A 25,220-nucleotide genomic window follows, 5' to 3' on the forward strand; every position below is an offset into this window, starting at 1 on the left:
CTCGGCGGTTCAGAACGGGTAGGTGGCGACGTCCGCCTGCATCGTGACCCATTGGGTCTCGGTGAAGGCCTCGATGTTCGCCTCGTGGCCGCCGAAGCGCGCACCGGTGCCCGAGGCCCCGACGCCACCGAACGGCGCCTGCGACTCGTCGTCGACGGTCTGGTCGTTGATGTGCAGGATGCCACTGGGGAGGCGGTCGGCCAGTTCGTAGGCGCGGAACGCGTCCTTGGCGAGGATGCCGAGGGAGAGTCCGTAGTCGCTGGCGTTGACCAGCTCGACGAGCTCGTCGATCGAGCCGAAGCGCGTCACGGGGGCGACGGGACCGAAGATCTCCCGCTGGAAAGCGGCGTGGTCGGCCGTCACGTCCGCGAGGACGGTCGCCTCGTAGAACAGGCGGTCGTAGGACCCTCCGGCGGTGACGCGTGCGCCCGCGTCGACGCTCTCCCGCACGATCGCGTCGATCTTGTCGCGCTGACGCTCGTCGATGATGGGGCCGAGCGGCGCCCCGGTCGCGGGGTCGCCGGCCGGCAGCGCGGCCGCCTTGGCGCTCAGTGCTGCGACGTAGTCGTCGTAGATGCTCTCGTGCACGATGTGTCGTCCGGTGGTCATGCAGATCTGCCCCTGGTGCAGGAACGACCCCCACGCGCCGGCCGACGCGGCCGCGGCCACGTCGACGTCGCCGAGCACGACGAGGGCGTTGTTTCCCCCGAGCTCGAGGTGCGCACGCTTGAGCAGCTGTCCCGCGCGGGCTCCGATCACACGGCCCGCCTCGGTGGATCCGGTGAAGGAGATCACGGGCACGGCGGGGTGGTCCACGAGCGCGGAGCCCACCTCCACGCCCCCGGGGAGGACCGAGAAGACGCCGGCGGGGACCCCCGCCGCCTCCAGCACCGCGGCGAAGAACAGCCCGCCGCTCACGCTCGTGCGCGGATCGGGCTTGAGCACGACGGCATTGCCGAGGGCGAGGGCGGGAGCGATCGATCGGGCCGACAGGATGCCGGGGAAGTTGAAGGGCGAGATCACCCCGACGACGCCGACCGGGCGGCGTCGCGCCAGGCTGAGGCGGGGGCGTGCCGAACGCAAGAGCTGCCCGTACGGCATGAGGGCCGTCGCGGCGGCGAGGTGGAACTCGTTCGCGACGAGCCCGGCTTCGAAGTGCGCCTTTCCCTGCGTCGAGCCCGCCTCCTCGCTCAGCCAATGAGCGAGCGTGTCGGTGTTCTCTTCGAGGAGGGCCGCCGCACGTCGCAGCACCGCGGCGCGCTCTTCCGCGGGGAGGGCGGCCCACGGGCCCTGGGCGCGGCGCGCGGACTCGACGGTGCGGGAGAGGTCGTCGGCGGTGGCGATCGCGACGCGCGCGATCTCTCCACCGGTGGAGGGGGAGACCACCGCCGCCGTCTCGGGGGTCGAGACCCACGATCCGTCGAAGTAGCGGCCATCCCAGGTCTGCGGGTCGAAGAACGTCATCGGTCAGTCCCTTCCTGCGCCGGAGCGCGTGAGTGTGCTCGCGCGGCGCGCCTTCTCGGCGATCGTTGCGGAGGCGAAGTCGACGGCCGAACGTTCGGCGTCGTCGAGGTAGTCGAGCGGGATCGGGACCACGCCGCCCTCACGGACCACGGCCCGGAGCGTCACGTGCGCGCCGGAGCCGTCGGCATCCGTTCGCCACACTGCCACGGGCATCGGCTCGTCGGCGGCGAGCCCCGCGATCGTTCGTGCGGAGCCGAGAGGTGTCGTCCACCCCGAGCTGCGGCCGGGGCGGAGGTCCGACCAGCGGCGGAACCATCCACGCGCGTCGGCGTCGATGCGCGCCCGCTCGTCGGTCGTGAGCGCGCGCGGGGCGCCGTCGAGACGGATGCCGCTCCACACCGGAACCTGTCCGTCGCCGTGCTCGCCGACGACGAGCGCATCGACGCGGGCGGGCGATACACCCAGCTCTCGCGCGACGGCGGCGGTGAAGCGGATGCTGTCATTCAGGCAGTAGCCGAAGATGCGCGCGGGGTCGATCGCGCCCTCGTGCGCGAGGCAGGTCGCGAGCACGTCGGCGGGGTTGGTGAGCACGAAGACGAGCCCGGCATCGCCCGCGAGGTGCGTGATGGCCGGGAGCAGGGCACGCATCACGCCGAGGTTGCCCTCGAGGAACGCCTCGCGACTGCCGTCGGGCGTCTCGGGGAGCGAGGCGGCGAACACGACGAGGTCGACCGGGGGGTGCGTCTCGACATCGGCGAGATCGCCCGCGGTGAGGCGCGTGCGTGTGCGCCCCGCGACGATCTGCGCTTCGCGCATGTCGATCGCGTGGGCCGCCAGCACGTTGTGCTTCAGATCGAACAGCACGACCTCATCGACCGTGTCGGCGAGCGAAAGCTGATGGGCCAGTCCCGAACCGGTCAGGCCCGAGGCCCCCAGGATCGCGACCCGGCGAGGGGTCCAGTGCTGCTCCATTGCTCACGTCCTTCCGCGCCGTCCCTGGCGCTCGTTCCATTCAAGGCGCCGATACACCCCACGTCCAGACGAGGGTTCGCATGATCCGCATAGAATCCCTCTATGGAGCGCGGTTGCTCCGCGAGAGGACTCCGCCATGGCATCCGTCGATCTCGACCTGCTGCGCACTTTCGTCGCCATCTACGAACGGCGCAGTCTCACGCTCGCGGCCGGCGTGCTCAACGTCACCCAGCCCTCGGTGAGCTACGCGCTCGGGCGTCTGCGTCGCGACCTCGGCGATGCCCTGTTCGTGCGGTCGTCGGCCGGAATGGAACCCACCGCCCGCGCCGAACAGCTGTACGCCGTCGCCCGCCCCGCCATCGACGGCATCGACGACGTGGTCGCCGGCCGAGACTTCGATCCCGCCACCGCCCGCACACGCTTCCGCGTCGCGCTGACCGACATGGGTGAATTCGCCTACCTCCCCGTGCTCATGGAGCGACTCGCGCGCGACGCCCCGGGGGTGAGCCTCGACGTCGTCCCGGTCGATGTCGACGCGGTCGATCGGTGGATCGCCAGCGGAGAAGTGGATGCCGCCGTCAGCAGCGCCGCGCCGACGGGACGCACCGCGACCGTGGAACTCTTCGCCGAGACCTACGTCTGCGTCGCGCAGTGGCCCGAGTCGCTGCGGGGCGTCCCGCTCGCGGCGGAGGACCTGTCACCGCTCCGGCTGGCACTGATAGACACCTCGGCGGGCCACGATCGCGTGGGGCGAGCCCTCGATGATGCAGGTGTCACCCCCGCGTCCGTCCTGCGGGTGCACCACTTTTCCACGCTCCCCGAGACGCTGCTGCGGTCCAAGGGCGCGGCGATCGTCCCGAGGCGAGTGGCCGCTCTCTTCTCGGCGCGATGGCCGCTGTCCGCACGCCCCCTTGGTGACCTCGTCGAGGGCTTCCACGTGCGCCTCTTCGCCAACCCGGCGCTGCACCCCACGGGCGCACGCCGGTGGTTCCTCGCCGAGCTCGAGGCGGCCATCCGCTCCTTCGCCGACGGCGACGACCCCGGCAGCGACGTCCTCATCGGGTGAGAACCGGAGCCCCGCGGTCATCGCGCGTTCGGGGCGCGAGCCGCCGTTCGGGGCGCAGGAGTCGCGCCCCGAACGGAAGTACACGGCCCGAAGGAATCAGCTCGCCGCGTCGGCGAGCTCGCCCGGGCCCGGCAGGATCTGCTTCAGCAGGTCGTCGAGCGTCACGACGCCGACCAGGTGCGCTCCGTCGACCACCGTGGCCAGCTGCACGCGGCGGCGGCGCATCCGGGCGAGGGCGTCGTAGGCCGAGTCGCCCGGAGCGAGCACGAGCGGGTCCCGCGCGATCTCGCGCGCCGGGGTCGACGGATCGACCTCGAGGGTGTCGCGCACGTGCGCCACACGCGATGTCGGGCCCGTGCCCACGAGGACCCGCAAGTGCGTCGACGACGCGGCCACGGCCTGCACGTCGGCCGCGGTGGCGTCCTCGGGCACCGAGGTGGGGGTCCGGTCGCCGCGCACGATCTCGCCGACCGTCAGCGTGCTCAGCTCGATCGCCTGCGCGATCGGAGCCGAGTACTGCTCGTCGAGGGTTCCGGCACGGCGCGAGTGCGCGACCAGCTCACGGATGGTGTCGGCGTCCTGACCACCGGCGGCGGCCTTCTCCACCGGCTCGACGCCCGACGCCCGCACGAGGCGGTTCGCGATGCGATTGATCCACAGCAGGAAGGGCCGCAGCGGCCACGTCAGTGCCCGGGCCAGGATGCCGGTCGCCTTCGCCGCGGTCTCGGGGTGCGCGATCGCCCACGACTTGGGGGCCATCTCTCCGATCACCAGGTGCAGGAACGTCACCACGATGAGCGCGAGCATGAACGCGATGACGTCCGCGAGGACATAGGGGAGTCCCCACGTCTCGAACACGGGAGCGAGCGCGTAGTCGATCGCCGGCTTCGTGATGGCACCGAGCAGGAAGGTGCACGCCGTGATGCCCAGCTGGGCGAACGCGAGCATGACGGTCAGCTCGTTGACGCCGCGCAGTGCGGCCCGAGCGGAAGCGCTCGTCGCGGCCTCCTCCTCGAGCCGGTGCCGTCGCGCGGCGAGGAGGGCGAACTCGACGATGACGAAGAAGGCGCTCGCGACGATGAGCGCGGCCGTGATCAGCGTGACGACCCACCAGCTCATCGGGTCACCTCCTCGTCCACCGCATCCACCGGTGAGGCCGGCTCGGCATCCCGGTCGACCTCGTGCAGACGCACGACGAGTTGCGAGGGCACGTGCCGGTCGATCTCGGTCACTTCGACCTCGAGCCAGCGCTCGAAGTGGAGACCCTGGACGACCTCGCCGGCCCGCTCGGGCACGTCGATGCGGACGATGTCGCCAACCGCGGGCAGGTCGCCGCGGGCGTCGATGACAAGACCGGCGGCGGTCTCGATGTCGGAGGTCGCCAGGTCGTGGCCGATGAGGCGTTCGAGTTCATCGAGGTGCAGGTCGCCGGGGAGCGTCCACGCCGCATCGCCCACCGCGGCGACTTCGTCGACCTCGGTGTCGTGTTCGTCCGAGAGCTCGCCGATGACCTCTTCGGTGAGGTCTTCGATGGTCAGGATGCCGTCGAAGTTGCCGTACTCGTCGACCACGCACGCCAGTTCGTTGCGGCTGTGCCGCATGCGGTCGAGCGCGACGGGCAGGAGCATCGAGGTCGGCAGGACCACGGCGGGGCGCATCACCGATGAGACGGGCGCGTCCGGATGCGGCTGCTCGCGCAGCACGTCGATGAGCTCGACGACGCCGACGGGGGAGTCCTCTTCCCCGATCACCGGGTACCGCGTGTGGCCGGTCGCCATAAGCGCACGCACCTCGCCGACGGTCGTGTCCGGTCGCACCGAGCCGACCTGCGAGCGGGGGATCATGGCGTGCTCGACGTCGCGCTGCGGGAAATCGAGGATGCGGTCGATGATCATCGAGAGGTCGTCAGGCAGATCGCCGCTGGCGCGGGATTCCTCGACGATCGCCTCGAGATCGCGCGCGGTCGCGCTCTCGTCGACGTCCTCGAGCGGCTCGATGCGTACGAGACGCAGGAGTGCGTTCGCGGCGACGTCGAACACCGTGATGAGCCAGCCGAACGCGAGCAGGTAGATCCGCGTGGGAACGGCAAGTGCTCGGGCGAGCGGCTCGGGGTTCGCGATGGCCAGGTTCTTCGGGTACAGCTCGCCGAAGATCATCGTCACGATCGTGGCGAGCAGCAGCGCACCGACGGTACCGATGACGATGGAAACCGCCGGATCGACCCCGACACCGCCGAGCAGCGTGCCGATCGACGCGCCGATCAAGGGCTCCGCGACGTAGCCGATCAGCAGGCCGGTCACGGTGATGCCCAGCTGGGCTCCCGAGAGCATGAACGACGTGCGCTGCGTGATCGCGAGCACGCGTTTGGCCTGCGCATCGCCCTTCTCGGCGCGGGCCGACAGCTTCGCCCGGTCGACGGACATGTACGCGAACTCCTGGGCGACGAAGAAGCCGCAGGCCGCGATGATCGCCAGCGTGATGACCACACCCAGCAACAGCGTCAGGACCGCTGTCAGCATCCGATTTCACCCCCTCTCGAAACGAGGGGGCTCGAAGATCGGCCCTCCTGGTCGGTAGAGGTTCGGTGAGGGCTCACGGGTGTTCTCTCTCGTGGGTCGTCAGAGTGGTTCGACAGAGATTATCGGCACCGGCTTTGAATGTGCTGTGGCGAGCGACAGGCACCAACGAGATGGCAGAATGAGGGTCCCCGCATTGCCTCGCTTCCCGGCGTGGTCCCGCCCTTTGCTCGACAGGTACGCTTCGGCGCGCCAGAAAAGGACCAGCCGTGGGACGCCTCATCTACCGCGACCGTGCGACGTTCGACATCGACGACCGCGTGCTCGCGCACTTGCGCATCGTGATCATGAACAAGCTTCGACGCAACGAGGGCTTCATGCTCCAGGTGCCCGTGAACGAGGGGGTGCGGCAGGCGAGTCTGTGGATCCATGCCTCGAACGCCCTCGTGCTGCAGTTCTATGGCGGTCGTGAGCCCGCCATCGACCGCGAACTCGTCGATCAGATGATGCACGACGCCAGCGGCTCCGACGGTCTCACGCTCTCCGGTTCGGGGATCGCCGCGGCGCCCGCCGCGCCGGTCCGTCACGTCCGCTGATCCGGGCTGGCCGACCCGCGAGACCCCACCGGATGCCGCGCGCCCGAGCGGCCATTGACCGGGAATCTCCTGTCCGTCCGTCGCGCCGCGCGGGCCGCGTCCCGCACACGTTCGGCGCGGTGCGGCACGATCGAACCATGGCGAGACAGGCAGGCCCGACGCGCCGCCGCGCCGCACCACGAAGCCGGCCCGCGCGCCGCGGCGTTCCCCGGCGCCCGAGCGCGGCGCGGCGCCGTGTGCTGCACCGTCGACGGTGGACGGCCGGCATCCTCGCCGTCGTCGTGCTCGGCCTCGTCGTCGCCGCGGCGGTCCCGCTCGTGCACCTCGTGTCCGGCTGGAACACCGTGTGGAACACCGAGACCAAGCGCGCCTCGATCGATCTGGCCGACTTCGATCCCGGATCCCTCATCGACGATGCCGCCTTCTACGACGGCACGGCGATGGATGCCGAACAGGTCCAACGCTTCCTCGACGACCAGATCGGGGACTGCGCGACGGACTCCTGTCTGAATGTCCTGCGCAGCACTCTGCCCCCGCGGGAAGCGATCGTGTCGGAGGACACCGGCGAGACGGTCTGCGACGCGTACGATGGAGGCGAGTTCACCGCGGCCGAGATCATCGACCGCGTGCAGCGCGCGTGCGGGATCTCCGCGAAGGTGCTGCTGGTGACGCTGCAGAAGGAGCAGAGCCTCGTGTCGGGTCGGATCGCCCGCGCGCCGTCGGCCGAGGCGCTCGGCGCGGCGATGGGCGCGCGCTGCCCCGACGATGCGCCGTGCGACCCGGGTCGCGCGGGATTCGCCGCCCAGATGGCGCAGGGTGCCACCGACCTCGCGGCTTACCGCGCCTCGGACTTCATGCGGCAGCCCGGCACGCACTACATCGCCTACTCGCCCGACCCCGCGTGCGGGGGCACCGACATCGAGATCCGGAACCACGCCACGGCGGCCCTGTACAACTACACGCCGTACCAGCCGAACGCTGCGGCGATCGACGCCCGCTGGGGGAGCGGAGACGCGTGCTCCTCGTACGGCAACCGGAATTTCGCGCTCTACTGGAAGCTCTGGTTCGCCTGACCGGATCACAGTGTTGTGATTTCGTTATCTTCGGGCGATAATGACCGAGACAACCGAACAGCCGCCACCGCTCTCGCGCAGGTCGTAGGGGAAGACGTACCTGACGAAGGAGAGACCATGGCGACCACGTCTTCGCGCGGAGTGATCCTCATCCACTCGGCGCCGCGCGCGTTGTGCCCCCACCTCGAGTGGGCAGTAGGACGCGCCCTCGGCCGTGCGGTCAACTTCGACTGGTCCGAGCAGCCGGTCCTCACGGGCAGCCGGCGGGCGGAGTTCTACTGGGAGGGCCCGGTCGGTTCCGGAGCCGCGCTCGCCAGTGCCATCCGCGGGTGGGAGCACTTGCGCTTCGAGGTGAGCGAGGATCCCACGCCGCGCAGCGACGGCGGGCGCTGGATGCACACGCCGGGTCTCGGCATCCACTACGCCCAGACGGATGCCGCGGGAAACGTCGTGATCGGTGAAGACCGTGTGCGCTATGCCCTCGAGGTCGCCGCGGGCGATGCCTTCGAACTGCAGCGCGAGCTCGACGTCGCCCTCGGGTCCGCCTGGGACGAGGAGCTCGAGCCCTTCCGCCACGCCGGTGACGACCAGCACGTCGTCTGGTTGCACAAGGTCGGCTGAGAGATGTCGAGTGGGGGAGGCGCCATTACCGGAGGCCGGTGAGTACCTCCCGGCACCGGGACCGCGTATCCCTCGCTCGATGAAAGACCGAACGCCCCCGTCATCCCCGCAGCAGTCGGGGGATGCCGGGGGCGTTCGGCAGTGATCAGACTGAGGCGATCGCGACGACGGCGTTGTGGCCGCCGAAGCCGAACGAGTTGCTGATGGCCAGCTGGTCGCCCGAGCCGAGCTCGACCGGCGAGCCCGAGATCGCGAACGGCACCTCGGGGTCCTGCTCGGTGAGGTTGATCGTGGGCGGCGCGACGCGGTCACGCAGCGCCAGCACCGTGAAGATGGCCTCGAGGGCACCCGTGCCGCCGAGAAGGTGACCCGTGGAGGCCTTCGTCGCCGAGACCGGGATCTCGTCGACCCGCGCGCCGAACACGGCCCGCAGCGCCTGATACTCGTTCGGGTCGCCGACGGGCGTCGACGTTGCGTGGGCGTTGATGTGGCTGACGTCGTCGGGGGAGGCCCCGGCCATCTCGAGCGCCATGCGCACGGCACGTGCCGCGCCCCGGCCCTCGGGGTCGTTGGCCGTGATGTGGTACGAATCGGCAGTGACGCCGCCACCGGCGATGACGGCGTAGATCTTGGCGCCGCGTGCCTTCGCGTGCTCCTCGGTCTCGAGGATCAGCACGCCGGCACCCTCGCCCATGACGAAGCCGTCGCGGTCGATGCTGGCGGGACGCGATGCCGTCTCGGGAGAGTCGTTGCGCTTGGACAGCGCCTGCATCGAGGCGAAGGACGCGATCGTGATCGGGTGGATCGCCGACTCGGTACCACCGGCGATCACGATGTCGGCGAGGCCGTCACGGATGTGCTGCACCGCGTTGACGATCGACTCGGTGCTCGACGCGCACGCCGAGGCCACAGTCCGCGCGAAGGCGCGGGCGTTGAAGTGCAGCGACAGGTTGCCGGCCGCCGCGTTGGGCATCAGCATCGGCACCGTCATCGGCATGACGCGGCGCGGGCCCTTCTCACGCAGGGTGTCCCACGCGTCGAGGAGAGTCCACACGCCGCCGATTCCGGTGGCGAAGTCGACGCCGAGACGGTCGGGATCGATGTCGGGCGCTCCCGCGTCCTCCCACGCTTCCTTCGCCGCGACCATCGCCAGCTGCGACGACGGGTCGAGGCGCTTGGCGATCGGGCGGTCGAGGACGGTCTCGGGCCGCACGAGCGCCTCGGCAGCGAACGTGACGGGCAGTTCGTACTTCTCGACCCATTCGTGCTCGAGAGTGCGCGCGCCGGACGCACCGGACAGCAGGGCGGACCAGCTCTCGGGAGCCGTCCCGCCGATGGGCGAGGTGGCACCGATACCGGTGACGACGATGCGGGGTGTGCTCATGGTGTGATCCTTGGTGCGGCCGAGGGGTCGTGACCGGTGGGGGCCGCAGCCCCCACCGGGAGGGTCAGGACTGGTTCGACGAGATGTAGGTGACAGCGTCGCCGACGGTCTTGAGGTTCTTGACCTCGTCGTCGGGGATGGTGACGCCGAACTTCTCCTCGGCGTTGACGACGATCGTCATCATCGAGATCGAGTCGATGTCGAGGTCATCGGTGAAGGACTTCTCGAGCGCGACCTCATCGGCCGAGATGCCCGTCTCGTCGGTGATGAGCTCGGCAAGGCCGGCGAGAACCTCGTCGTTGGTGAATGCCATGATTTCTCCTGTTGTTGGGGGCGGACCCGGGGAGTCGTCCCGAGCCCCGATAAGTCTAGGGTTCGACGCTCGCGCGTCAGGGGAGGACGACGACCTGCGCGCCGAACACGAGTCCGGCGCCGAACCCGATCTGGAGGGCCAGGCCCCCGCTGAGCTCGGGGTGCTCCTCGAGCAGCCGGTGCGTCGCGAGCGGGATCGAGGCCGCCGAGGTGTTGCCGGTCGTCTCGATGTCGCGTCCGATCACCACCGTCTCGGGGAGTCCGAGCTGCTTGGCGAACTCGTCGATGATGCGCATGTTGGCCTGGTGGGGCACGAACGCGGCGAGGTCGGAGGGCTGGATGCCGGCGGCCTCGATGGCCTGTCGGGCGACCTTGACCATCTCCCACACCGCCCACCGGAACACGGTGGGTCCTTCTTGACGCAGCGTCGGCCACGGGGCCACGCCGTCGCGGAACTCCGTGAGCGTGTGGTTCATGCCCACCGCGTCGGCCTTCGACCCGTCCGAGCCCCAGATCGTGGGACCGATGCCGGGAGTGTCGCTCGGGCCGATGACGACCGCGCCGGCGCCGTCGCCGAGGAGGAACGAGATGCTCCGGTCGGTCGAGTCGACGACGTCGCTGAGCTTCTCGGCGCCGACGACGACGACGTGCGTCGCGAGTCCGCCGCGGATGAGCGCGTCGGCCTGAGCGACGCCGTACGCGAAGCCCGCGCACGCGGCGTTGACGTCGTAGGCCGCGGCGGGGTTGGCCCCGATCCGGTCCGCCACGATCGCCGAGGCCGACGGCGTCTGCTTCGGGTTGCTGATCGTCGCGACGATCACGGCATCGATGTCCGAGGGGGCGACGCCGGACTTCTCGACGGCCTCGCGGGCGGCGTCGGACGCGAGGTCGATGGCATCCGTCTCGGCGTTCGCGCGGACGCGCGTGACGATGCCCGTGCGCTGACGGATCCACTCGTCGCTCGAGTCGATCGGGCCGACGAGATCGTCGTTGGGGACGTAGTTCTCACCGCGAGCCGCGCCGTACGCGTAGATGCGCGTGTGCGCCGGTCCCTGCAGCTGACGGAGGGTGGGGGTGCTCATGCCTGCTCTCCCTTCAGGAGTGCGACGGCCGCATCGAGGTCGTCCGGGGTCTTGACTGCGACGGTGGGGGTCCCGCGCAGCGCGCGCTTCGCCAGCCCCGTGAGGGCGCCGGCGGGCGCGAGTTCGATGATGCCTGTGACGCCCTGCTCGGCGAACGACGCCATGCAGCGGTCCCAGCGGACGGGCGAGGCGACCTGGGCAACGACCAGGTCGACGGCACGGCGCGCGTCGTCGACCACGGTGCCGTCGGAGTTCGTCCACAGCGTCGTGGTGGGGGCGGATGCCGACACATCGGCGGCTGCGGCACGAAGGGTCTCGACCGCGGGCTCCATGAAGCGCGTGTGGAAGGCGCCCGCGACCTGCAGCGGGATCACGCGGGTTCCGCGCGGCGCCTCGGCGGCCAGCTCGGCCAGGGCCGGCAGCTCGCCGGCCGCGACGATCTGCCCGCCGCCGTTGTAGTTGGCGGGGGTCAGGCCCAGCGCATCGAGGCGCTCGAGCACGGCCTGCTCGTCTCCGCCGACGACGGCGCTCATGCCCGTCTCGACGGTGGCGGCCGCGTCGGCCATCGCACGTCCGCGGATCCCGACGAGCCGGAGCGCGTCCGCGTCCGACAGGACACCGGATGCCGCGAGGGCGGCGAACTCGCCCACCGAGTGGCCCGCAACGCCGTCGGCGCCCTGCCCGGCGCGGTCACGCAGGACGCTCCAGGAGAGGAGACTCGCCGCCACGATGAGTGGTTGAGCGACGCTGGTGTCGCGGATGCGGTCGGCATCCCACTCCGTCCCGGCGGCGAGGAGGTCGACGCCCGCGTGCTCGGAAGCGGCGGCCAGACGCTCACGCGTCCCGTCGATCTCGAGCCAGGGCGAGAGGAACCCGGGGGTCTGAGAACCCTGCCCGGGGAAGACGGCGATGATCACCGTCCCATCCTGTCAAGGATCCGCCGTCGGCTTCTGGAGATATCGGCACAAGAAATCGGCGTGTCTTTGTGCGCGCCGTGCATCAGCGCAGGTTCGAGGTGCGCCGGGCGGCCGTGCCACGGCGTCGCGTGGCATCCGTCCCCATGGAGCCGAGGATGAGGGCGGTCTGCAGGATGAGCGCCTCGCGCGGGCCCGTGGCATCCCACCCGATCACCTCGGACACGCGCTTGAGGCGGTACCGCACGGTGTTCGGGTGCACGTACAGTTCGCGGGCCGTCGCCTCGAGCGAACGGCCGTTGTCGAGATAGCTCCAGAGCGTCGCGACGAGGTCGGCGCTGTGCGCCTGGAGCGGACGGTACACGCGCTCGACGAGCGTCTGCTTGGCCACCGCGTCGCCGGCCAGCGCCCGCTCCGGGAGCAGGTCGTCGGCTTCGACCGGACGCGGAGCGTTCCGCCAGGCCCGGGCGACGGCGAACCCGGCGAGGGCCGCGCGGGCGCTCTGGCCCGCGTCGACGAGAGCGGCGACGGCGGGTCCGAGCACGAGATGCCCGGCCCCGAAGCCGGGCTCCAGTCGCTTGGCGATCTCGGTGAACGGCAGCTCGGTCGTGTCCTCGCGCCCGCGCACGGGCAGATCTGCCCGACCGATGACGAGCACCAGACGCGAACCCTGTACACCGATCAGCACGTCCACACCGAGCTTGCGCGAGGTGCGACGCACGTGGTCGACGTCGAGCTGAGGGGGAGTGGTGCCCACGAGCACCGCGACCTCACCGTGGCCGTGCCAGCCCAGGGCCGCGATGCGGCTGGGCAGTTCGTCATCGGCCTCGCCCGTGAGGATCGAGTCCACGACGAGCGCTTCGAGGCGGGCGTCCCACAGGCCGCGGGCCTCGGCGGCGCGGGCGTAGACGTCGGCGGCGGCGAACGCCACTTCGCGCGAGTACGACAGCATCGCCTCGCGGACGCGTTCGCTCCGGCCGGCGACCCGCTCCTCCATGACCTCGACGGTGACGCGCACGAGCTGCAGCGTCTGCGTCAGGCTGACGCTCCGCAGCAGCTCACGGGGTGCGGCGGCGAAGATGTCGGCGGCGATCGCCGGGGTGGACGCGGGTTCTTCGAACCACTGCAGGAACGACGTGATGCCCGCCTGCGCGACCAGTCCGACAGCGGACCGGCGCGCCGGGGGCATCTCGGCGTACCAGGGCAGCGTCTCTTCGAGCCGCTGGATCGTCGCGGTGGCGAGGTCGCCCGAGATCCGGCGCAACCACGCCAGGGTCTCGGCTTTCTCGTCCGCGGCCCGGGAGGAAGCGGTGGCCCCGCTCCCTCCCGAACCGTCGACGGCCGCGCGATCGGTCACGCGATCAGGCCTCGCCGCCGGCGTTCCCGCTCGTGCCGGCGTTGACGTCGTGCAGGCGGTACTTCTCGATGGCCTGGGCGATCACCGAACGGTCGACCTTGCCCTCGTCCGCGAGCCCCTGGAGCGTACGCACCACGAGCGACGGACCGTCGATCTTGAAGAACCGGCGCGCGGCGGCACGGGTGTCGGAGAACCCGAACCCGTCGGCACCGAGCGACAGGTAGCGCTGCGGAACCCACTGACGGATCTGGTCCTGGACGGCGTGCATCCAGTCGCTGACCGCGACGACCGGGCCCTCGGCATCCCGAAGCTTCTCGGTGAGGTACGCGGTGCGGGGCTCGGACTCGGGGTGGAGGAAGTTGTGCTCGTCGGCGGCGAGACCGTCGCGGCGCAGTTCGCTCCACGACGTGACCGACCACACGTCGGCGACGACGCCCCAGTCGTCCTTCAGCAGACGCTGGGCCTCGAACGCCCACGGCACACCGACACCCGACGCGAGGAGCTGGGCACGGGGACCCTCGCCCTCGCCGACCGACACACGGTGGATGCCGCGGACGATGCCGTCCACGTCGACATCCTCGGGCTCGGCGGGCTGCACCAGCGGCTCGTTGTAGACGGTCATGTAGTACATGACGTTCGGGTCGGGGTGCTCTCCGCCGTACATGCGCTCGATGCCCGAACGCACGATGTGGGCGATCTCGTAGCCGTAGGCGGGGTCGTACGACACCGTCGCCGGGTTGGTGGATGCCAGCAGCTGCGAGTGTCCGTCGGCGTGCTGCAGGCCCTCACCGGTCAGGGTGGTGCGGCCGGCCGTCGCGCCGATGATGAAGCCACGCGCCATCTGGTCGCCCGCCGCCCACTGGGCGTCGCCCGTGCGCTGGAAGCCGAACATCGAGTAGAAGACGTAGACCGGAATCAGCGGCTCGCCGTGCGTGGCGTACGACGTGCCCGCCGCGGTGAACGCCGCGAGGGCGCCCGCCTCGTTGATGCCGACGTGGATGATCTGACCCTGGGGGCTCTCCTTGTAGGCCAGGAGGAGCTCGCGGTCGACCGAGGTGTAGTGCTGACCCTTGGGGTTGTAGATCTTCGCCGTCGGGAAGTACGCGTCCATGCCGAACGTGCGCGCCTCGTCGGGGATGATCGGGACGATGCGGTGGCCGAAGCCCTTGACCCGCAGCAGGTCCTTGAGCAGACGGACGAACGCCATGGTCGTCGCGATCTCCTGCGTGCCCGAACCCTTCTTGGGCAGCGCGTAGGCCTGGTCATCGGGCAGCTCGAGACCGACGTGGGTCGCGCGACGTTCTGGAAGGAAGCCGCCGAGCGAACGACGACGCTCGAGCATGTAGGTGATGGTCTCATCCTGCGGACCGGGGTTGTAGTACGGCGGCTGGTAGGGGTTCTCTTCCAGCTGCGCGTCCGTGACCGGAATGTCCATCGCGTCGCGGAAGGCCTTGAGGTCGTCCAGCGTCAGCTTCTTCATCTGGTGGGTCGCGTTGCGGCCCTCGAAGTGCGGACCGAGGCCGTAGCCCTTGATGGTCTTGGCGAGGATGACGGTCGGCTGGCCCTTGTGCTCCTTGGCCGCCTTGAACGCCGCGAACACCTTGCGGTAGTCGTGGCCACCGCGCTTGAGGCCCCAGATCTGCTCGTCGGTGTAGTCCTTGACGAGCTCGAGGGCGCGGGGGTCGCGACCGAAGAAGTGCTCACGGACGTACGCGCCGTTCTCGGCCTTGTACGTCTGGTAGTCACCGTCGGGGGTGCTGTTCATGAGGTTCAGCAGCGCACCCTCGGTGTCGCGGGCGAGCAGGTCGTCCCACTCGCGACCCCAGACGACCTTGATGACGTTCCAGCCGGCGCCGCGGAAGAAGCTCTCGAGCTCCTGGATGATCTTGCCGTTGCCGCGCACCGGCCCGTCGAGGCGCTGGAGGTTGCAGTTGACGATGAACGTCAGGTTGTCCAGGCCCTCGTTGGCTGCGACCTGGAGCTGTCCGCGGCTCTCGACCTCGTCCATCTCGCCGTCGCCGAGGTAGGCCCAGACGTGCGAGTCGGCGACGTCCTTGATGCCGCGGTTGCTGAGGTACTTGTTCGACATCGCCTGGTAGATGGCGTTGATCGGACCGAGACCCATCGACACCGTCGGGAACTGCCAGAACTCCGGCATCAGGCGCGGGTGCGGGTACGACGGCAGGCCGTTCGGCGCGGCCGACTTCTCCTGGCGGAAGCCGTCGAGCTGCGCCTCGGTGAGGCGACCCTCGAGGTAGGCGCGCGCGTACGTGCCGGGGGAGGCGTGGCCCTGGATGAAGATCTGGTCGCCCCCGGACGGGTCGTCGAGACCGCGGAAGAAGTGGTTGAAGCCGACCTCGTACAGAGCGGCCGACGACGCGTACGTCGAGATGTGACCGCCGACGCCGATGCCGGGGCGCTGCGCACGGTGCACGGTGACCGCGGCGTTCCAGCGGATCCACTTGCGGTACCGGCGCTCGAGTTCCTCGTCACCCGGGAACTCGGGCTCGTTGGACTGCGCGATGGTGTTGATGTAGTCGGTGGTCGGCACCATCGGAACACCGAGGTGCAGATCCTTCGAGCCCTTGAGCAGGCTCAGCATGATCTCGCGCCCGCGTGCGGGGCCCTTCGCCTGGACCAGCTGACGCAGGGATTCCTGCCATTCAGAGGTCTCTTCCGGGTCGCTGTCCTGCGGCCCCTGCGAATACGGATCCTGGTCGTGAACAGTCACGGAAGACCTTTCGTCGTCTGGCAGGTCATGCCAGAGAATCGCCATACGTGTGCGGCAACCCTTGTCTGCTCCGCACAATTCACCATCGTCCAGCCTACCCAGTCGGGACCGCCACGGGTGCCCACGTCGGCACGAGCACGTCGGAACGAACACGGATGCCTCGGTGTCGAGGCATCCACCCCGTTCCTGCCGCGTCACGACGGATGGAAAGGGTCACGGGTCTAGCCTGAGCGCGTGACGTCGAGCGACCGAGCGGACTTCCGCACCCGCCCCGAGCACCGGTGGCCGGTGCTGATCTCGCTCGGTCTGGGGACGATTCTCTACGCGGTCCTGCCCAGCGATGTCTCGGGAGTGCTCCGCTACGTCGTGGTGGGCGCGAGCATCCTCTGCGCGATCCCCATGGTCATCACCAACCCCCGCCGGTTGAACCGCGAGACGTGGGTGGGACGCGCGTTCGCGCTCGGATTCGTCGCCGTGCTTCTCGCGGCCAACCAGGTGACCTTCTTCCTGCTCGTGCAACAGCTGCTCGACGGACAGAGCGGGGGAGCGGTCGTGCTGCTCGGAGCCGCGCAGGTCTGGGCGATCAACGTCATCGGCTACGCCGTCGTCTATTGGGAGATGGACCGCGGCGGACCCGTCGTCCGTCGGCGCGACCCCCGCGACCAGCTGCCGCCGGCGGACTTCCAGTTCCCGCAGGACTCGGACCGCGACGCCGTGAGCGAGATCGCCCGTCGTTCTTCCGACGTCGAGGACTGGGCGCCCGGCTACATCGACTACCTGTACTTCTCGGCATCCAACGCGATGGCCTTCAGCCCCACCGACGTGATGCCCCTGAGCATCCGCGCGAAGCTGTTCATGATGGTGCAGGCGATCACCGGGTTCGTGCTGCTGGCGCTGGTGATCGCGCGGAGCGTGAACGTCCTGAGCTGACCCCGCGATCCGACATCGCCGCGTCGCGGCGCTCAGCTCGCCGGAGTAGCGGTGAGCGTCCCGAGCAGAGTGAGAGCGTCTGCCGACTCGGAGCCCGGCGTCGCCGAGTAGACGACGAGCTCTTGCCCTGGCGCAGCCTTCACGTCGAAGGCGTTCATGTGCAAAGTCAGCTCTCCCACCTGGGAGTGCCGGAACCTCTTGGTCTCGAGTCGCTTTCCGCGCGCGTCGTGGAGACTCCAGAGGTCGGCGAACTCGGGGCTGCGTGTCACCAGGGTGTTCAGGACCTCGACGACGCGCGGGTCGCTCGGTGCGGCGCCGTGAAGAACCCGGAAACCTGCGACCGTATTCGCGGCCGCGTCGGACCAGTCGACGTAGAAGGTGCGCGCGGCCGGATCGAGGAAGAGCTTCGCGAGCAGATTCGGTCCGTAGTGGAAGCCCTCGAACAGGGCGTAGGCGAGGCGATTGCCGGCGAGCACGTCGTAGGCCCTTCCCAGCACGATCGCGGGGTTGACCGGCCACATCTCCATCAGGCTCAGCAGCTCGGGCGCGACGCGCTCCTGGTCGATGCCGGGACTCGCCACGGGGATCAGACCGGCGACGCGGAGCAGGTGCAGCCGTGCATCGTCGTCAAGCCGCAGAGCCCTGCTGAGGGTCTCCACGACCTGCAACGAGGGGCGGCGTTCGCGCCCCTGCTCCAGTCGGGTGTAGTAGTCGACGCTGAGGCCGGCCAACGTGGCGATCTCCTCCCGGCGCAGGCCGGGGACTCGCCGACGGCCGTGCGTGGCGAAGCCGATCGCCTCGGGACGCAGCTGCCCACGGCGTGCGGTGAGGTACTCGCCGAGTCGGTTGTCGGGCATACCGCGATTGTACGAATGGTGTTGACGCGCAGGCAGGGTGCGGTGCTCCCAGGCTCGCTGCGGCCTTCTCCGCCGGTGGGACACCGGCGGAGGCTCGTGGCCATGACAGGAAACACCGCACACAACGTCACCACATCCGCAACGAAGACCGCCACGTCGAAAGTCGTGCTCGTCACGGGCGCGAGCAGCGGCATCGGTGAGGGGATCTCTCGCCGCCTCGCCGCCGAGGGGCACCGTGTGATCCTCACCGCGCGACGAACGGAGCGGCTGGAGAGAATCGCCGACGAGCTGTCTCGCGAGGGCCACGCCGCGGAGGCGCGCGCGCTGGACGTGACCGACCGGGATGCGTTCGCGGCGCTGATCGCCGACGTCGTCGCAACCCACGGCAGCCTCGACGTGCTCGTCGGCAACGCCGGTGTCATGCTGCTCTCGCGCATGGATGCACTGCTCGTCGACGAATGGGACCGCATGTTCGACGTCAACGTGCGCGGGCTCTACAACGGGATCGCCGGAGTGCTGCCACACTTCCGCACACAGGGGTCGGGGCACGTGGTCACGATCGCGTCGATCGGAGCTCACGAGGTAGTCGGGACCTCGGCGATCTACTCCGCCACGAAATACGCGGCATGGGCACTCACCGAGGGACTTCGGCAGGAGTCGGCCCCTTACATCCGCGTCACGACGATCTCACCCGGTGTCGTCGAGACCGAACTCGCGGATCACATCACGGACCCTCAGGCGGCCGACCTCATGGTCGACTACCGCGCGGCGGCCATCTCACCCGATGCCATCGCTCGAGCCGTGAACTTCGCGATCGAACAGCCGGTCGATGTCGACGTGAACGAGATCATCGTCCGGCCCACCCGACAGCGCTGAGCCGTGCGCCCTCGACGTGGAACGGGAACGGTGGGCCCTGCCGGGATCGAACCGACGACATCCACGGTGTAAACGTGGCGCTCTACCAGCTGAGCTAAAGGCCCTGGATGCCTCGAGTCTATCGAGGTCGGTGGCCCGAGCCATCGCGAAGCTCGAGGAACCACGACGGTAGGAGCGAGCGGGGGAGCCAGAACATCGCGATCGCCGCGACCACGAGAAACACCCCGGCGACCACGATCAGGACGAAGAACAACGGTCGGAGCGAAGAAACCGCAAGAGCGACGGATGCCACGGTGAAGGCGACACCCATCCAGAACCAGGCGAATCCGATGGTGCTCCCGAACCCGCGTCGGAACCGGATCCAGCCCTTCCATCGGCCGGTGTAGGCGAGAACGCCCATCGCGACGAAGATGAGACCGATCAGCGCTGCGAGCGGATTCACGCGGGTGTCCTCTCCACGGGGAACGTCCACGCTATCCGCACCACCGGTGTCCCACCCCCGGGGTAGCGTGGACTCCGTGAACGCCGACCCCGCCGACCAGCGCAAACTCCTCGATCTCGCCGACCTGGACGCCCGCATCCGGCGTGACGAGCACGTCAAGGGCAACCCGCCGCAGGCCGCGCAGGTGCGCGAGCTGATCGCGCAGCGTTCGACGCTGGCGCAGGAGCTGGCGTCGCGCGCCAACGTCCGCGACGACCTCAAGGTCGAGCTGTCCCGGGTCGAGTCCGATGTCGCCGTCGTCGACGCCCGCGTGAAGCGCGACTCCGAGCGTCTGGCCGCGGCCACCAACGCCAAGCAGGCGCAGGGCTTCGAGGCCGAATTGACCTCGCTCGCGCGCCGCAAGAGCGACCTCGAAGACGCCGAGATCGCCCTGATGGAGCAGCTCGAGGCCGCCGATGCCGCCGTCGCCGAGCAAGAGGCGCTCATCGCCGAGACGAACGCGCAGGGCGCCGAGCTCAGCGCCGAGGCCAAGCGCGTCGTCTCCGAGGCCACCGACCGACTCGAGGCTGCCCGCCGCGATCGCGACGCCGTCGCCGGCGCCGTCCCCGCCGACCTTCTCGGCCTCTACGAGCGTCTCGCCGCGCGCGGCACCGGGGCCGGTCTGCTTCTCGCCGGCGCGTGCGAAGCGTGCCGCATGGTGCTTCCCCCGAGCGATCTCGCCGTGGTCCGCCGCGCGCAGACCGACGAGGTCGTGTTCTGCCCCGAGTGCGGAGCGATCCTCGTCCGCACCGAAGAATCGCGGTGAGCCACCCTGGCGCCCTCGTCGGCTGAGGTCGTCGTCGGGCGCACGGCATCCGGATCCATCGCCCTCGGCGACCTGGATGCCGCGGGCACCGTCGTCCGCACGGTCACTGTCACGCGCGACGACCTGCCCGCGGCGATCCGCGACCGTGAGGCCGTCGACGACGTGCGATGGGTGTGGAGCGATACGCCCCACTGGTACGCGCCGTTACTGGCGGCGGGAGTGCGCGTGGCTCGTGCCTGGGACCTGCGACTCGTGCACGCCCTGCTGCGGGACGCCGCAAGCGTCGGCGACGACCACGACCTCCGCTCACACCCGGAATGGGATGCCACCGCCGTCCCCCGCGATGACACCGACGTCCTGTTCTCGCTGGACGGCAGCACGGACGGGCCTCCCGACGATGTCGAGGCCGCGGCATCCGAGTACCGGCGCCAGCGTGCCGCGATCGCGTCGGCGGCGACGCCCGGCGCCCTGCGGCTCCTCGGAGCCGCGGAGTCCGCCGGTGCCCTCATCGCCGCCGAGCTGCACGCCGCGGGACTGCCCTGGAACGTCGCGGCCCACGCCCGGTTGCTCGAGGATCAGCTCGGATCGCGCGTCGCCGGAGGCCTCCCCACCCGCATCGAGCACGCGGCCGCAGAGGTACGCGCGGCGCTGGACGATCCGAGCGTCTCGCTCGACTCGCAGCCGCGCCTGCTGCGGGCACTCCACCGTGCGGGACTTCTCGTCGAGTCGACCAACCGCTGGGAGCTCGCCGAGCACGACCACCCCGTCGTCGCCCCGCTCATCGCGTACAAGAAGCTCATGCGCCTGTACACCGCGAACGGCTGGGCGTGGATGGCCGAGTGGGTGCACGACGGACGCTTCCGCCCGGTCTACGTCCCCGCGGGCGTCGTGACCGGACGCTGGGCGTCGTCGGGCGGGGGAGCGCTGCAGATCCCGCGGCAGCTGCGCACCGCCGTCCGCGCCGACCCGGGCTGGACACTCGTCACAGCCGACGTCGCGCAGCTCGAACCGCGCGTGCTCGCGGCAATGGCACGCGACACGGCGCTGGCCGAGGCGGCATCCGGTCGCGATCTCTACGCCGGGATCGTGGATGCCGGAGCGGTCGCCACGCGCGCCGAGGCCAAGATCGCGATGCTCGGCGCCATGTACGGCGCGACCACCGGCGAGAGCGGGCGACTCGTGCCGCGACTGCGGCGCACGTTCCCGCGCGCGATGGGACTCGTGGATGACGCGGCCCGCGTCGGTGAAGAGGGTGGCCGCGTGCAGACCTGGCTCGGTCGCAGCTCCCCGGGGGCGGGGGACATCTGGCGCGCTTTGCAATCGCAGGCGAGCGACGCCGAAGCCTCGGGCGCCGATGAGACGCGGGCCCGACGCGCCGCACGCGACCGCGGCCGCTTCACCCGCAACTTCGTCGTGCAGGGCACCGCCGCGGAGTGGGCCCTGGCGTGGCTGGCCGACCTGCGCACACGCCTGACCGCGCTGGACCCCGTGGATGCCACCCGCGCGGCGCCCGCTTCAGGGCCGGCGTTCTCGCGCGTGCCGCACCTGGCGTTCTTCCTCCACGACGAGATCGTCGTGCATACCCCTATCGAGCACGCGGAGGCCGTGGCCGGCGCGGTGCGGGAGTCCGCGGCATCCGCCGGTCGTCTTCTATTCGGCACGTTCCCGATCGACTTCCCCCTCGACCTACGGATCGGCGAGACGGCCGAGAAGGGCTGAGCCGCCCGCGTAGACTCGATCATGCGAATGGGTCGGCTGGACGGTCGCGTCACGGGTTCGCCCGTGCCGAGGAACGTCCGGGCTCCACAGGGCAGGACGGTGGGTAACGCCCACCCGGAGCAATCCGCGAGACAGTGCCACAGAGAGCAGACCGCCCGCCTCGAGCGGGTAAGGGTGAAAGGGTGGTGTAAGAGACCACCGGGGTCGTGGTGACACGACCCGCAAGGTAAACCTCGTCCGGAGCAAGGCCAGACAGGGGATGACGACGCGGCTCGCCGAGTCCCCGGGTAGGCCGCTGGAGCGGCACGGCAACGTGTCGCCGAGAGAGATGACCGTCCACGGGGCTTCGGCCCCCGGACAGAACCCGGCGTACAGGCCGGCCCATTCGCCCTCCATTGTGTTTGGCCACAGTTGGTACCTGGCCTACGAGACGCGGAACCCCAGCAGAGGGCCAGCCGGAGAGCGCAGTCGCGTTCCTCGGCTGGCCCTCTACCGTGACGTCACGCCCAGGCGGGAATCCACGCAACCGCTAGGAACGCAACGGCACCAGCCAAGAACACCAGCGCAATTCCCGGTCCGACCACCCATGACCACCGACGAGACAGCGTGACGGACGCGATAAGCGCAACAGCAAGTGTCAACGCCAGTACTACCGTCGATACAACGGCCGCATCAAGCCGATCGCTGACGAAGCAGTTTCGTGGCCCGGGGTAGGTGAGGACGCATACATCCGGTCCCGTCGGCACGGCAACGGACCAGATCAGCACAACGGCCGCGACTGCGCACACAGCCATGATCGAGGTCCCGACGATCAGGCTCGGCGCGGTTCGTTTTGTGATCAGCTTCCCATCGCGGACGCCCATACGCTGATCGTACGAGTGCATTGACTCGCCCAGCATGTTCGGAGACAGGATTCGTCGGAAGGATCTGTCTCTTGCGACGTGTCAGTAGGTACCCGCGCGATCAGCGCCGCCCACAGCACGACCAGCCCTCCGACGACGGCGGAACGATCGAAACCCAGGTGGGCACGAAGGGTGCGGGTTACTTCACCGCGGGCAGCGCCTCCGGCACCGGGACCGCGAGCGATGCCGCGCCGATGATGCCCGCGTTGTTGCGGTGCTTCGCGGGGACGATGGGGGCGCGGAGCTTCAGCATCGGCAGGAACTCGTCGGCGTGCTTCGACACCCCGCCGCCGACGACGATCAGGTCAGGGCTGAAGAGGAACTCGACGTAGTCGTAGTACCACTGCAGACGCTTCGCCCACTTCTCCCACGAAAGCTCGTCGCGCTCCATCGCCGAGTAGGCCGCGTAGCCTTCGGCATCCCTCTTGTGCTCGGCGCGCTGCAGGTGACCGAGCTCGCTGTTGGGGATCAGGACGCCGTCGTAGATCATCGCCGACCCGATGCCCGTGCCGAGCGTGGTGAGGATCACCAGGCCGTTCACGCCCTTCGCGGCCCCGTACCGCACCTCGGCGATCCCGGCGACGTCGGCGTCGTTGGCGAAGTGGATGTCACGGGACAGGCCGTCCTCGAAGAACTTCTCGGCCTCGAAACCGATCCATGACTTCGACACGTTCGCGGCGGACAGGGTGCGACCGTTCTTCACGATCGCGGGGAACGCGACGCCGAGCGGCAGATCCTCCGGGGCCTCCAGCTTCTCGAGGACCTCGCGGACGGTATTCAGCACGTCGGCGGGCTCCGCGCCCTGGGGGGTGGAGACCTTCACCCGATCGCCGATCAGCTCGCCGGCATCCAGGTCGACGATTCCCGCCTTGATCCCGGTTCCGCCGATGTCCACTCCGACCGCACGCGACGCATTCGTTGCCATGCCCCCCAGCCTATCCAGGCGCGGGGTCTGGATCAGTAGGATCGGGAGAGCGCCCGCCAGAAGTCCGCTGCGGAGCGAGACCTACGCAAGGAGCGATCGTGAGCGACGAGAATCAGAAGTACTGGTACAACCTCGAGACCGGTGAGGTCGAGCAGGGGTACGAGTCGCCGGCGATCGACCGCGCGGGCCCGTTCGACACCGCGGAAGAAGCCGCTCGCGCGCCCCAGATCATGCAGGAGCGCTCGAAGAAGTGGTCCGAAGAGGACGCGCGCGACTCCGACTGGGGCTCCGGCTCCGGCCGCTGACCCTTCCGGACCGAGACGAGGAGAACGATGGACAAGCAGCGCGATTTCGTCTTGCGGACGATCGAAGAACGCGGCGTGAAGTTCGTACGGCTGTGGTTCACCGACGTGGTCGGCACCCTGAAGTCGGTGGCGATCGCACCCGCCGAGGTCGAGGGGGCCTTCAGCGAGGGCCTGGGCTTCGACGGTTCGGCGATCGAGGGCCTGACGCGCTCGTACGAGTCGGACCTGCTGGCGCTCCCCGACCCCACGACGTTCCAGATCCTCCCGTGGCGCGGCGAGATCGACCCGACGGCGCGCATGTTCTGCGACATCACCACGCCCGACGGCCAGCCCGCGGTCGCCGACCCCCGGCATGTCCTGAAGCGCACGCTCGCGAAGGCCGCCGATGCCGGGTTCACGTTCTACACGCACCCCGAGATCGAGTTCTACCTGCTGAAGTCGTCGCAGCTGGGCCCCGACGGGCGTCCCGAGCCCGTCGACTCGGCCGGGTACTTCGACAACGTCCCCGGCGGCACGGCGCACGACTTCCGCCGTCGTTCGGTGCGGATGCTCGAAGACCTCGGCATCTCGGTCGAGTTCAGCCACCACGAGGGCGGTCCCGGGCAGAACGAGATCGACCTCCGCTACGCCGACGCACTGACGACCGCCGACAACATCATGACCTTCCGCACGGTCGTGAAAGAGGTCGCGATCGAGCAGGGCGTCTACGCCACGTTCATGCCCAAGCCCCTCAGCGGCCAGCCCGGCAGCGGCATGCACACGCACATGTCCCTGTTCGAGGGCGACATGAACGCCTTCTACGAAGAGGGCGGCCAGTACCAGCTGTCGAAGGTGGGCCGTCACTTCATCGCGGGTCTGCTGCGTCACGCGAACGAGATCTCCGCCGTGACCAACCAGTTCGTCAACTCGTACAAGCGCCTGTGGGGCGGCGACGAGGCTCCGAGCTTCATCTGCTGGGGCCACAACAACCGCTCGGCCCTCGTCCGCGTTCCGCTCTACAAGCCCAACAAGGGCCAGTCGACGCGGGTCGAATACCGCGCGCTTGACTCCGCGGCCAACCCGTACCTCTCGTACGCACTCATGCTCGCGGCGGGTCTGAAGGGCATCGAAGAAGGTTACGAGCTGCCCGCCGAGGCGGAGGACAACGTCTGGTCGCTCACCGACTCCGAGCGTCGGGCCCTCGGCTACGCGCCGCTGCCGGCGAGCCTCGACCACGCCCTCGAGTACCTCGAGGAGTCCGAGCTCGTCGCCGAGACGCTGGGGGAGCAGGTCTTCAAGTACGTCCTGCTGAACAAGCGCCGCGAGTGGCAGCAGTACCGCGCACAGGTCACCCCCTTCGAGCTGCAGAGCAACCTCGAGGCGCTCTGACCC

24 protein-coding genes, 1 tRNA gene and 1 other RNA gene are annotated in these 25,220 nt (G+C 69.6%); 11 read left to right on the forward strand and 15 right to left on the reverse strand.

Annotated elements, in window-relative coordinates; genetic code table 11:
• Positions 1-9: 9 nt before the first annotated feature.
• Both FE256_RS00245 and FE256_RS00250 read right to left on the reverse strand, forming a co-directional pair.
• Positions 10-1,464 carry an aldehyde dehydrogenase family protein gene (locus tag FE256_RS00245; RefSeq protein WP_138172252.1) on the reverse strand — a complete coding sequence of 485 codons (1,455 nt, stop codon included), beginning with the start codon at positions 1,462-1,464 and terminating at the stop codon, positions 10-12.
• 3 nt (positions 1,465-1,467) lie between these two features.
• Positions 1,468-2,436, reverse strand: coding sequence for a lactate/malate family dehydrogenase (locus FE256_RS00250; protein ID WP_138172253.1), 969 nt, complete (start codon positions 2,434-2,436; stop codon positions 1,468-1,470).
• A gap of 136 nt (positions 2,437-2,572) precedes the next feature.
• Here FE256_RS00250 and FE256_RS00255 point away from each other — a divergent pair, with 136 nt between their 5' ends.
• Complete coding sequence (locus FE256_RS00255; RefSeq protein WP_138172254.1) at positions 2,573-3,502, forward strand: LysR family transcriptional regulator; 930 nt, start codon at positions 2,573-2,575, stop codon at positions 3,500-3,502.
• Positions 3,503-3,598: 96 nt separating this feature from the next.
• Here the strand turns inward: FE256_RS00255 and FE256_RS00260 are convergent, their stop codons facing one another.
• Together FE256_RS00260 and FE256_RS00265 are read right to left on the reverse strand one after the other, a co-directional pair.
• Positions 3,599-4,621, reverse strand: coding sequence for a CNNM domain-containing protein (locus tag FE256_RS00260; RefSeq protein ID WP_138172255.1), 1,023 nt, complete (start codon positions 4,619-4,621; stop codon positions 3,599-3,601).
• Positions 4,618-6,021, reverse strand: a complete 1,404-nt coding sequence (locus FE256_RS00265; protein WP_138172256.1) for a hemolysin family protein — start codon at positions 6,019-6,021, stop codon at positions 4,618-4,620. The genes FE256_RS00260 and FE256_RS00265 overlap by 4 nt, the downstream gene beginning before the upstream one ends.
• 266 nt (positions 6,022-6,287) lie before the next feature.
• Between FE256_RS00265 and FE256_RS00270 the strand changes: the two genes are divergently transcribed.
• From FE256_RS00270 to FE256_RS00280, 3 genes are all read left to right on the forward strand, one after another.
• A complete protein-coding gene (locus FE256_RS00270) occupies positions 6,288-6,614 on the forward strand; it encodes a DUF7882 family protein (protein ID WP_138172257.1) in 327 nt (108 codons plus the stop codon).
• 137 nt (positions 6,615-6,751) lie between these two features.
• Entirely contained in the window at positions 6,752-7,687 is a 936-nt protein-coding gene (locus FE256_RS00275) for a hemagglutinin (RefSeq protein WP_138172258.1), read from the forward strand.
• 117 nt (positions 7,688-7,804) lie between these two features.
• A complete protein-coding gene (locus FE256_RS00280) occupies positions 7,805-8,308 on the forward strand; it encodes a DUF3145 domain-containing protein (protein ID WP_138172259.1) in 504 nt (167 codons plus the stop codon).
• A gap of 145 nt (positions 8,309-8,453) precedes the next feature.
• On the opposite strand, the gene FE256_RS00285 is transcribed toward FE256_RS00280, so the two are convergent.
• The 6 genes from FE256_RS00285 to aceE all read right to left on the reverse strand — a co-directional run bounded on the left by FE256_RS00285 (position 8,454) and on the right by aceE (position 16,088).
• Positions 8,454-9,692: a beta-ketoacyl-[acyl-carrier-protein] synthase family protein gene (locus FE256_RS00285; protein ID WP_138172260.1), complete on the reverse strand. Its 1,239-nt coding sequence runs from the start codon at positions 9,690-9,692 to the stop codon at positions 8,454-8,456.
• A 64-nt stretch (positions 9,693-9,756) separates the two neighbouring features.
• The gene (locus FE256_RS00290) at positions 9,757-10,005 is read right to left on the reverse strand and encodes an acyl carrier protein (protein ID WP_128216336.1); all 249 of its coding nucleotides are present in this window, start codon (positions 10,003-10,005) and stop codon (positions 9,757-9,759) included.
• 76 nt (positions 10,006-10,081) lie between these two features.
• Positions 10,082-11,086 carry a beta-ketoacyl-ACP synthase III gene (locus FE256_RS00295; protein WP_138172261.1) on the reverse strand — a complete coding sequence of 335 codons (1,005 nt, stop codon included), beginning with the start codon at positions 11,084-11,086 and terminating at the stop codon, positions 10,082-10,084.
• The gene (locus FE256_RS00300) at positions 11,083-12,003 is read right to left on the reverse strand and encodes an ACP S-malonyltransferase (protein ID WP_138172262.1); all 921 of its coding nucleotides are present in this window, start codon (positions 12,001-12,003) and stop codon (positions 11,083-11,085) included. The genes FE256_RS00295 and FE256_RS00300 overlap by 4 nt, the downstream gene beginning before the upstream one ends.
• Before the next feature lie 82 nt (positions 12,004-12,085).
• Positions 12,086-13,273: a PucR family transcriptional regulator gene (locus FE256_RS00305; protein WP_138172301.1), complete on the reverse strand. Its 1,188-nt coding sequence runs from the start codon at positions 13,271-13,273 to the stop codon at positions 12,086-12,088.
• 88 nt (positions 13,274-13,361) lie between these two features.
• Positions 13,362-16,088 (reverse strand): pyruvate dehydrogenase (acetyl-transferring), homodimeric type, encoded by a 2,727-nt coding sequence (gene aceE, locus FE256_RS00310; RefSeq protein ID WP_138172263.1) that lies wholly within the window; start codon positions 16,086-16,088, stop codon positions 13,362-13,364.
• Between the two features lie 234 nt (positions 16,089-16,322).
• Here aceE and FE256_RS00315 point away from each other — a divergent pair, with 234 nt between their 5' ends.
• A complete protein-coding gene (locus tag FE256_RS00315) occupies positions 16,323-17,018 on the forward strand; it encodes a DUF1345 domain-containing protein (RefSeq protein WP_138172264.1) in 696 nt (231 codons plus the stop codon).
• Between the two features lie 32 nt (positions 17,019-17,050).
• Here the strand turns inward: FE256_RS00315 and FE256_RS00320 are convergent, their stop codons facing one another.
• Complete coding sequence (locus FE256_RS00320; protein WP_138172265.1) at positions 17,051-17,875, reverse strand: helix-turn-helix transcriptional regulator; 825 nt, start codon at positions 17,873-17,875, stop codon at positions 17,051-17,053.
• Between the two features lie 102 nt (positions 17,876-17,977).
• On the opposite strand from FE256_RS00320, the gene FE256_RS00325 reads away from it, so the two are divergent.
• On the forward strand, positions 17,978-18,751 hold the full coding sequence (locus tag FE256_RS00325) for an SDR family oxidoreductase (RefSeq protein WP_212743455.1): 774 nt from the start codon (positions 17,978-17,980) through the stop codon (positions 18,749-18,751).
• A gap of 31 nt (positions 18,752-18,782) precedes the next feature.
• On the opposite strand, the gene FE256_RS00330 is transcribed toward FE256_RS00325, so the two are convergent.
• Positions 18,783-18,855 (reverse strand) — tRNA-Val (locus FE256_RS00330).
• A gap of 14 nt (positions 18,856-18,869) precedes the next feature.
• Entirely contained in the window at positions 18,870-19,193 is a 324-nt protein-coding gene (locus tag FE256_RS00335) for a hypothetical protein (RefSeq protein WP_171024122.1), read from the reverse strand.
• 76 nt (positions 19,194-19,269) lie between these two features.
• Here FE256_RS00335 and FE256_RS00340 point away from each other — a divergent pair, with 76 nt between their 5' ends.
• The 3 genes from FE256_RS00340 to rnpB all read left to right on the forward strand — a co-directional run bounded on the left by FE256_RS00340 (position 19,270) and on the right by rnpB (position 22,105).
• Entirely contained in the window at positions 19,270-19,998 is a 729-nt protein-coding gene (locus FE256_RS00340; protein WP_138172268.1) for a zinc ribbon domain-containing protein, read from the forward strand.
• A 6-nt stretch (positions 19,999-20,004) separates the two neighbouring features.
• Complete coding sequence (locus FE256_RS00345) at positions 20,005-21,717, forward strand: bifunctional 3'-5' exonuclease/DNA polymerase (RefSeq protein WP_138172269.1); 1,713 nt, start codon at positions 20,005-20,007, stop codon at positions 21,715-21,717.
• A gap of 28 nt (positions 21,718-21,745) precedes the next feature.
• Positions 21,746-22,105: RNase P RNA component class A (gene rnpB, locus FE256_RS00350), an RNA gene on the forward strand.
• Positions 22,106-22,217: 112 nt separating this feature from the next.
• On the opposite strand, the gene FE256_RS00355 is transcribed toward rnpB, so the two are convergent.
• Together FE256_RS00355 and ppgK are read right to left on the reverse strand one after the other, a co-directional pair.
• The gene (locus FE256_RS00355) at positions 22,218-22,580 is read right to left on the reverse strand and encodes a hypothetical protein (protein WP_138172270.1); all 363 of its coding nucleotides are present in this window, start codon (positions 22,578-22,580) and stop codon (positions 22,218-22,220) included.
• 178 nt (positions 22,581-22,758) lie between these two features.
• Entirely contained in the window at positions 22,759-23,544 is a 786-nt protein-coding gene (ppgK, locus tag FE256_RS00360) for a polyphosphate--glucose phosphotransferase (RefSeq protein ID WP_138172271.1), read from the reverse strand.
• A gap of 98 nt (positions 23,545-23,642) precedes the next feature.
• Between ppgK and FE256_RS00365 the strand changes: the two genes are divergently transcribed.
• Both FE256_RS00365 and glnA read left to right on the forward strand, forming a co-directional pair.
• Positions 23,643-23,849, forward strand: coding sequence for an SPOR domain-containing protein (locus FE256_RS00365; protein ID WP_138172272.1), 207 nt, complete (start codon positions 23,643-23,645; stop codon positions 23,847-23,849).
• 27 nt (positions 23,850-23,876) lie between these two features.
• The gene (gene glnA, locus FE256_RS00370; protein ID WP_138172273.1) at positions 23,877-25,217 is read left to right on the forward strand and encodes a type I glutamate--ammonia ligase; all 1,341 of its coding nucleotides are present in this window, start codon (positions 23,877-23,879) and stop codon (positions 25,215-25,217) included.
• Positions 25,218-25,220: the final 3 nt, after the last annotated feature.

Source organism: Microbacterium sp. 5K110 (assembly GCF_005774735.1).
Taxonomy (GTDB): Bacteria; Actinomycetota; Actinomycetes; order Actinomycetales; family Microbacteriaceae; genus Microbacterium.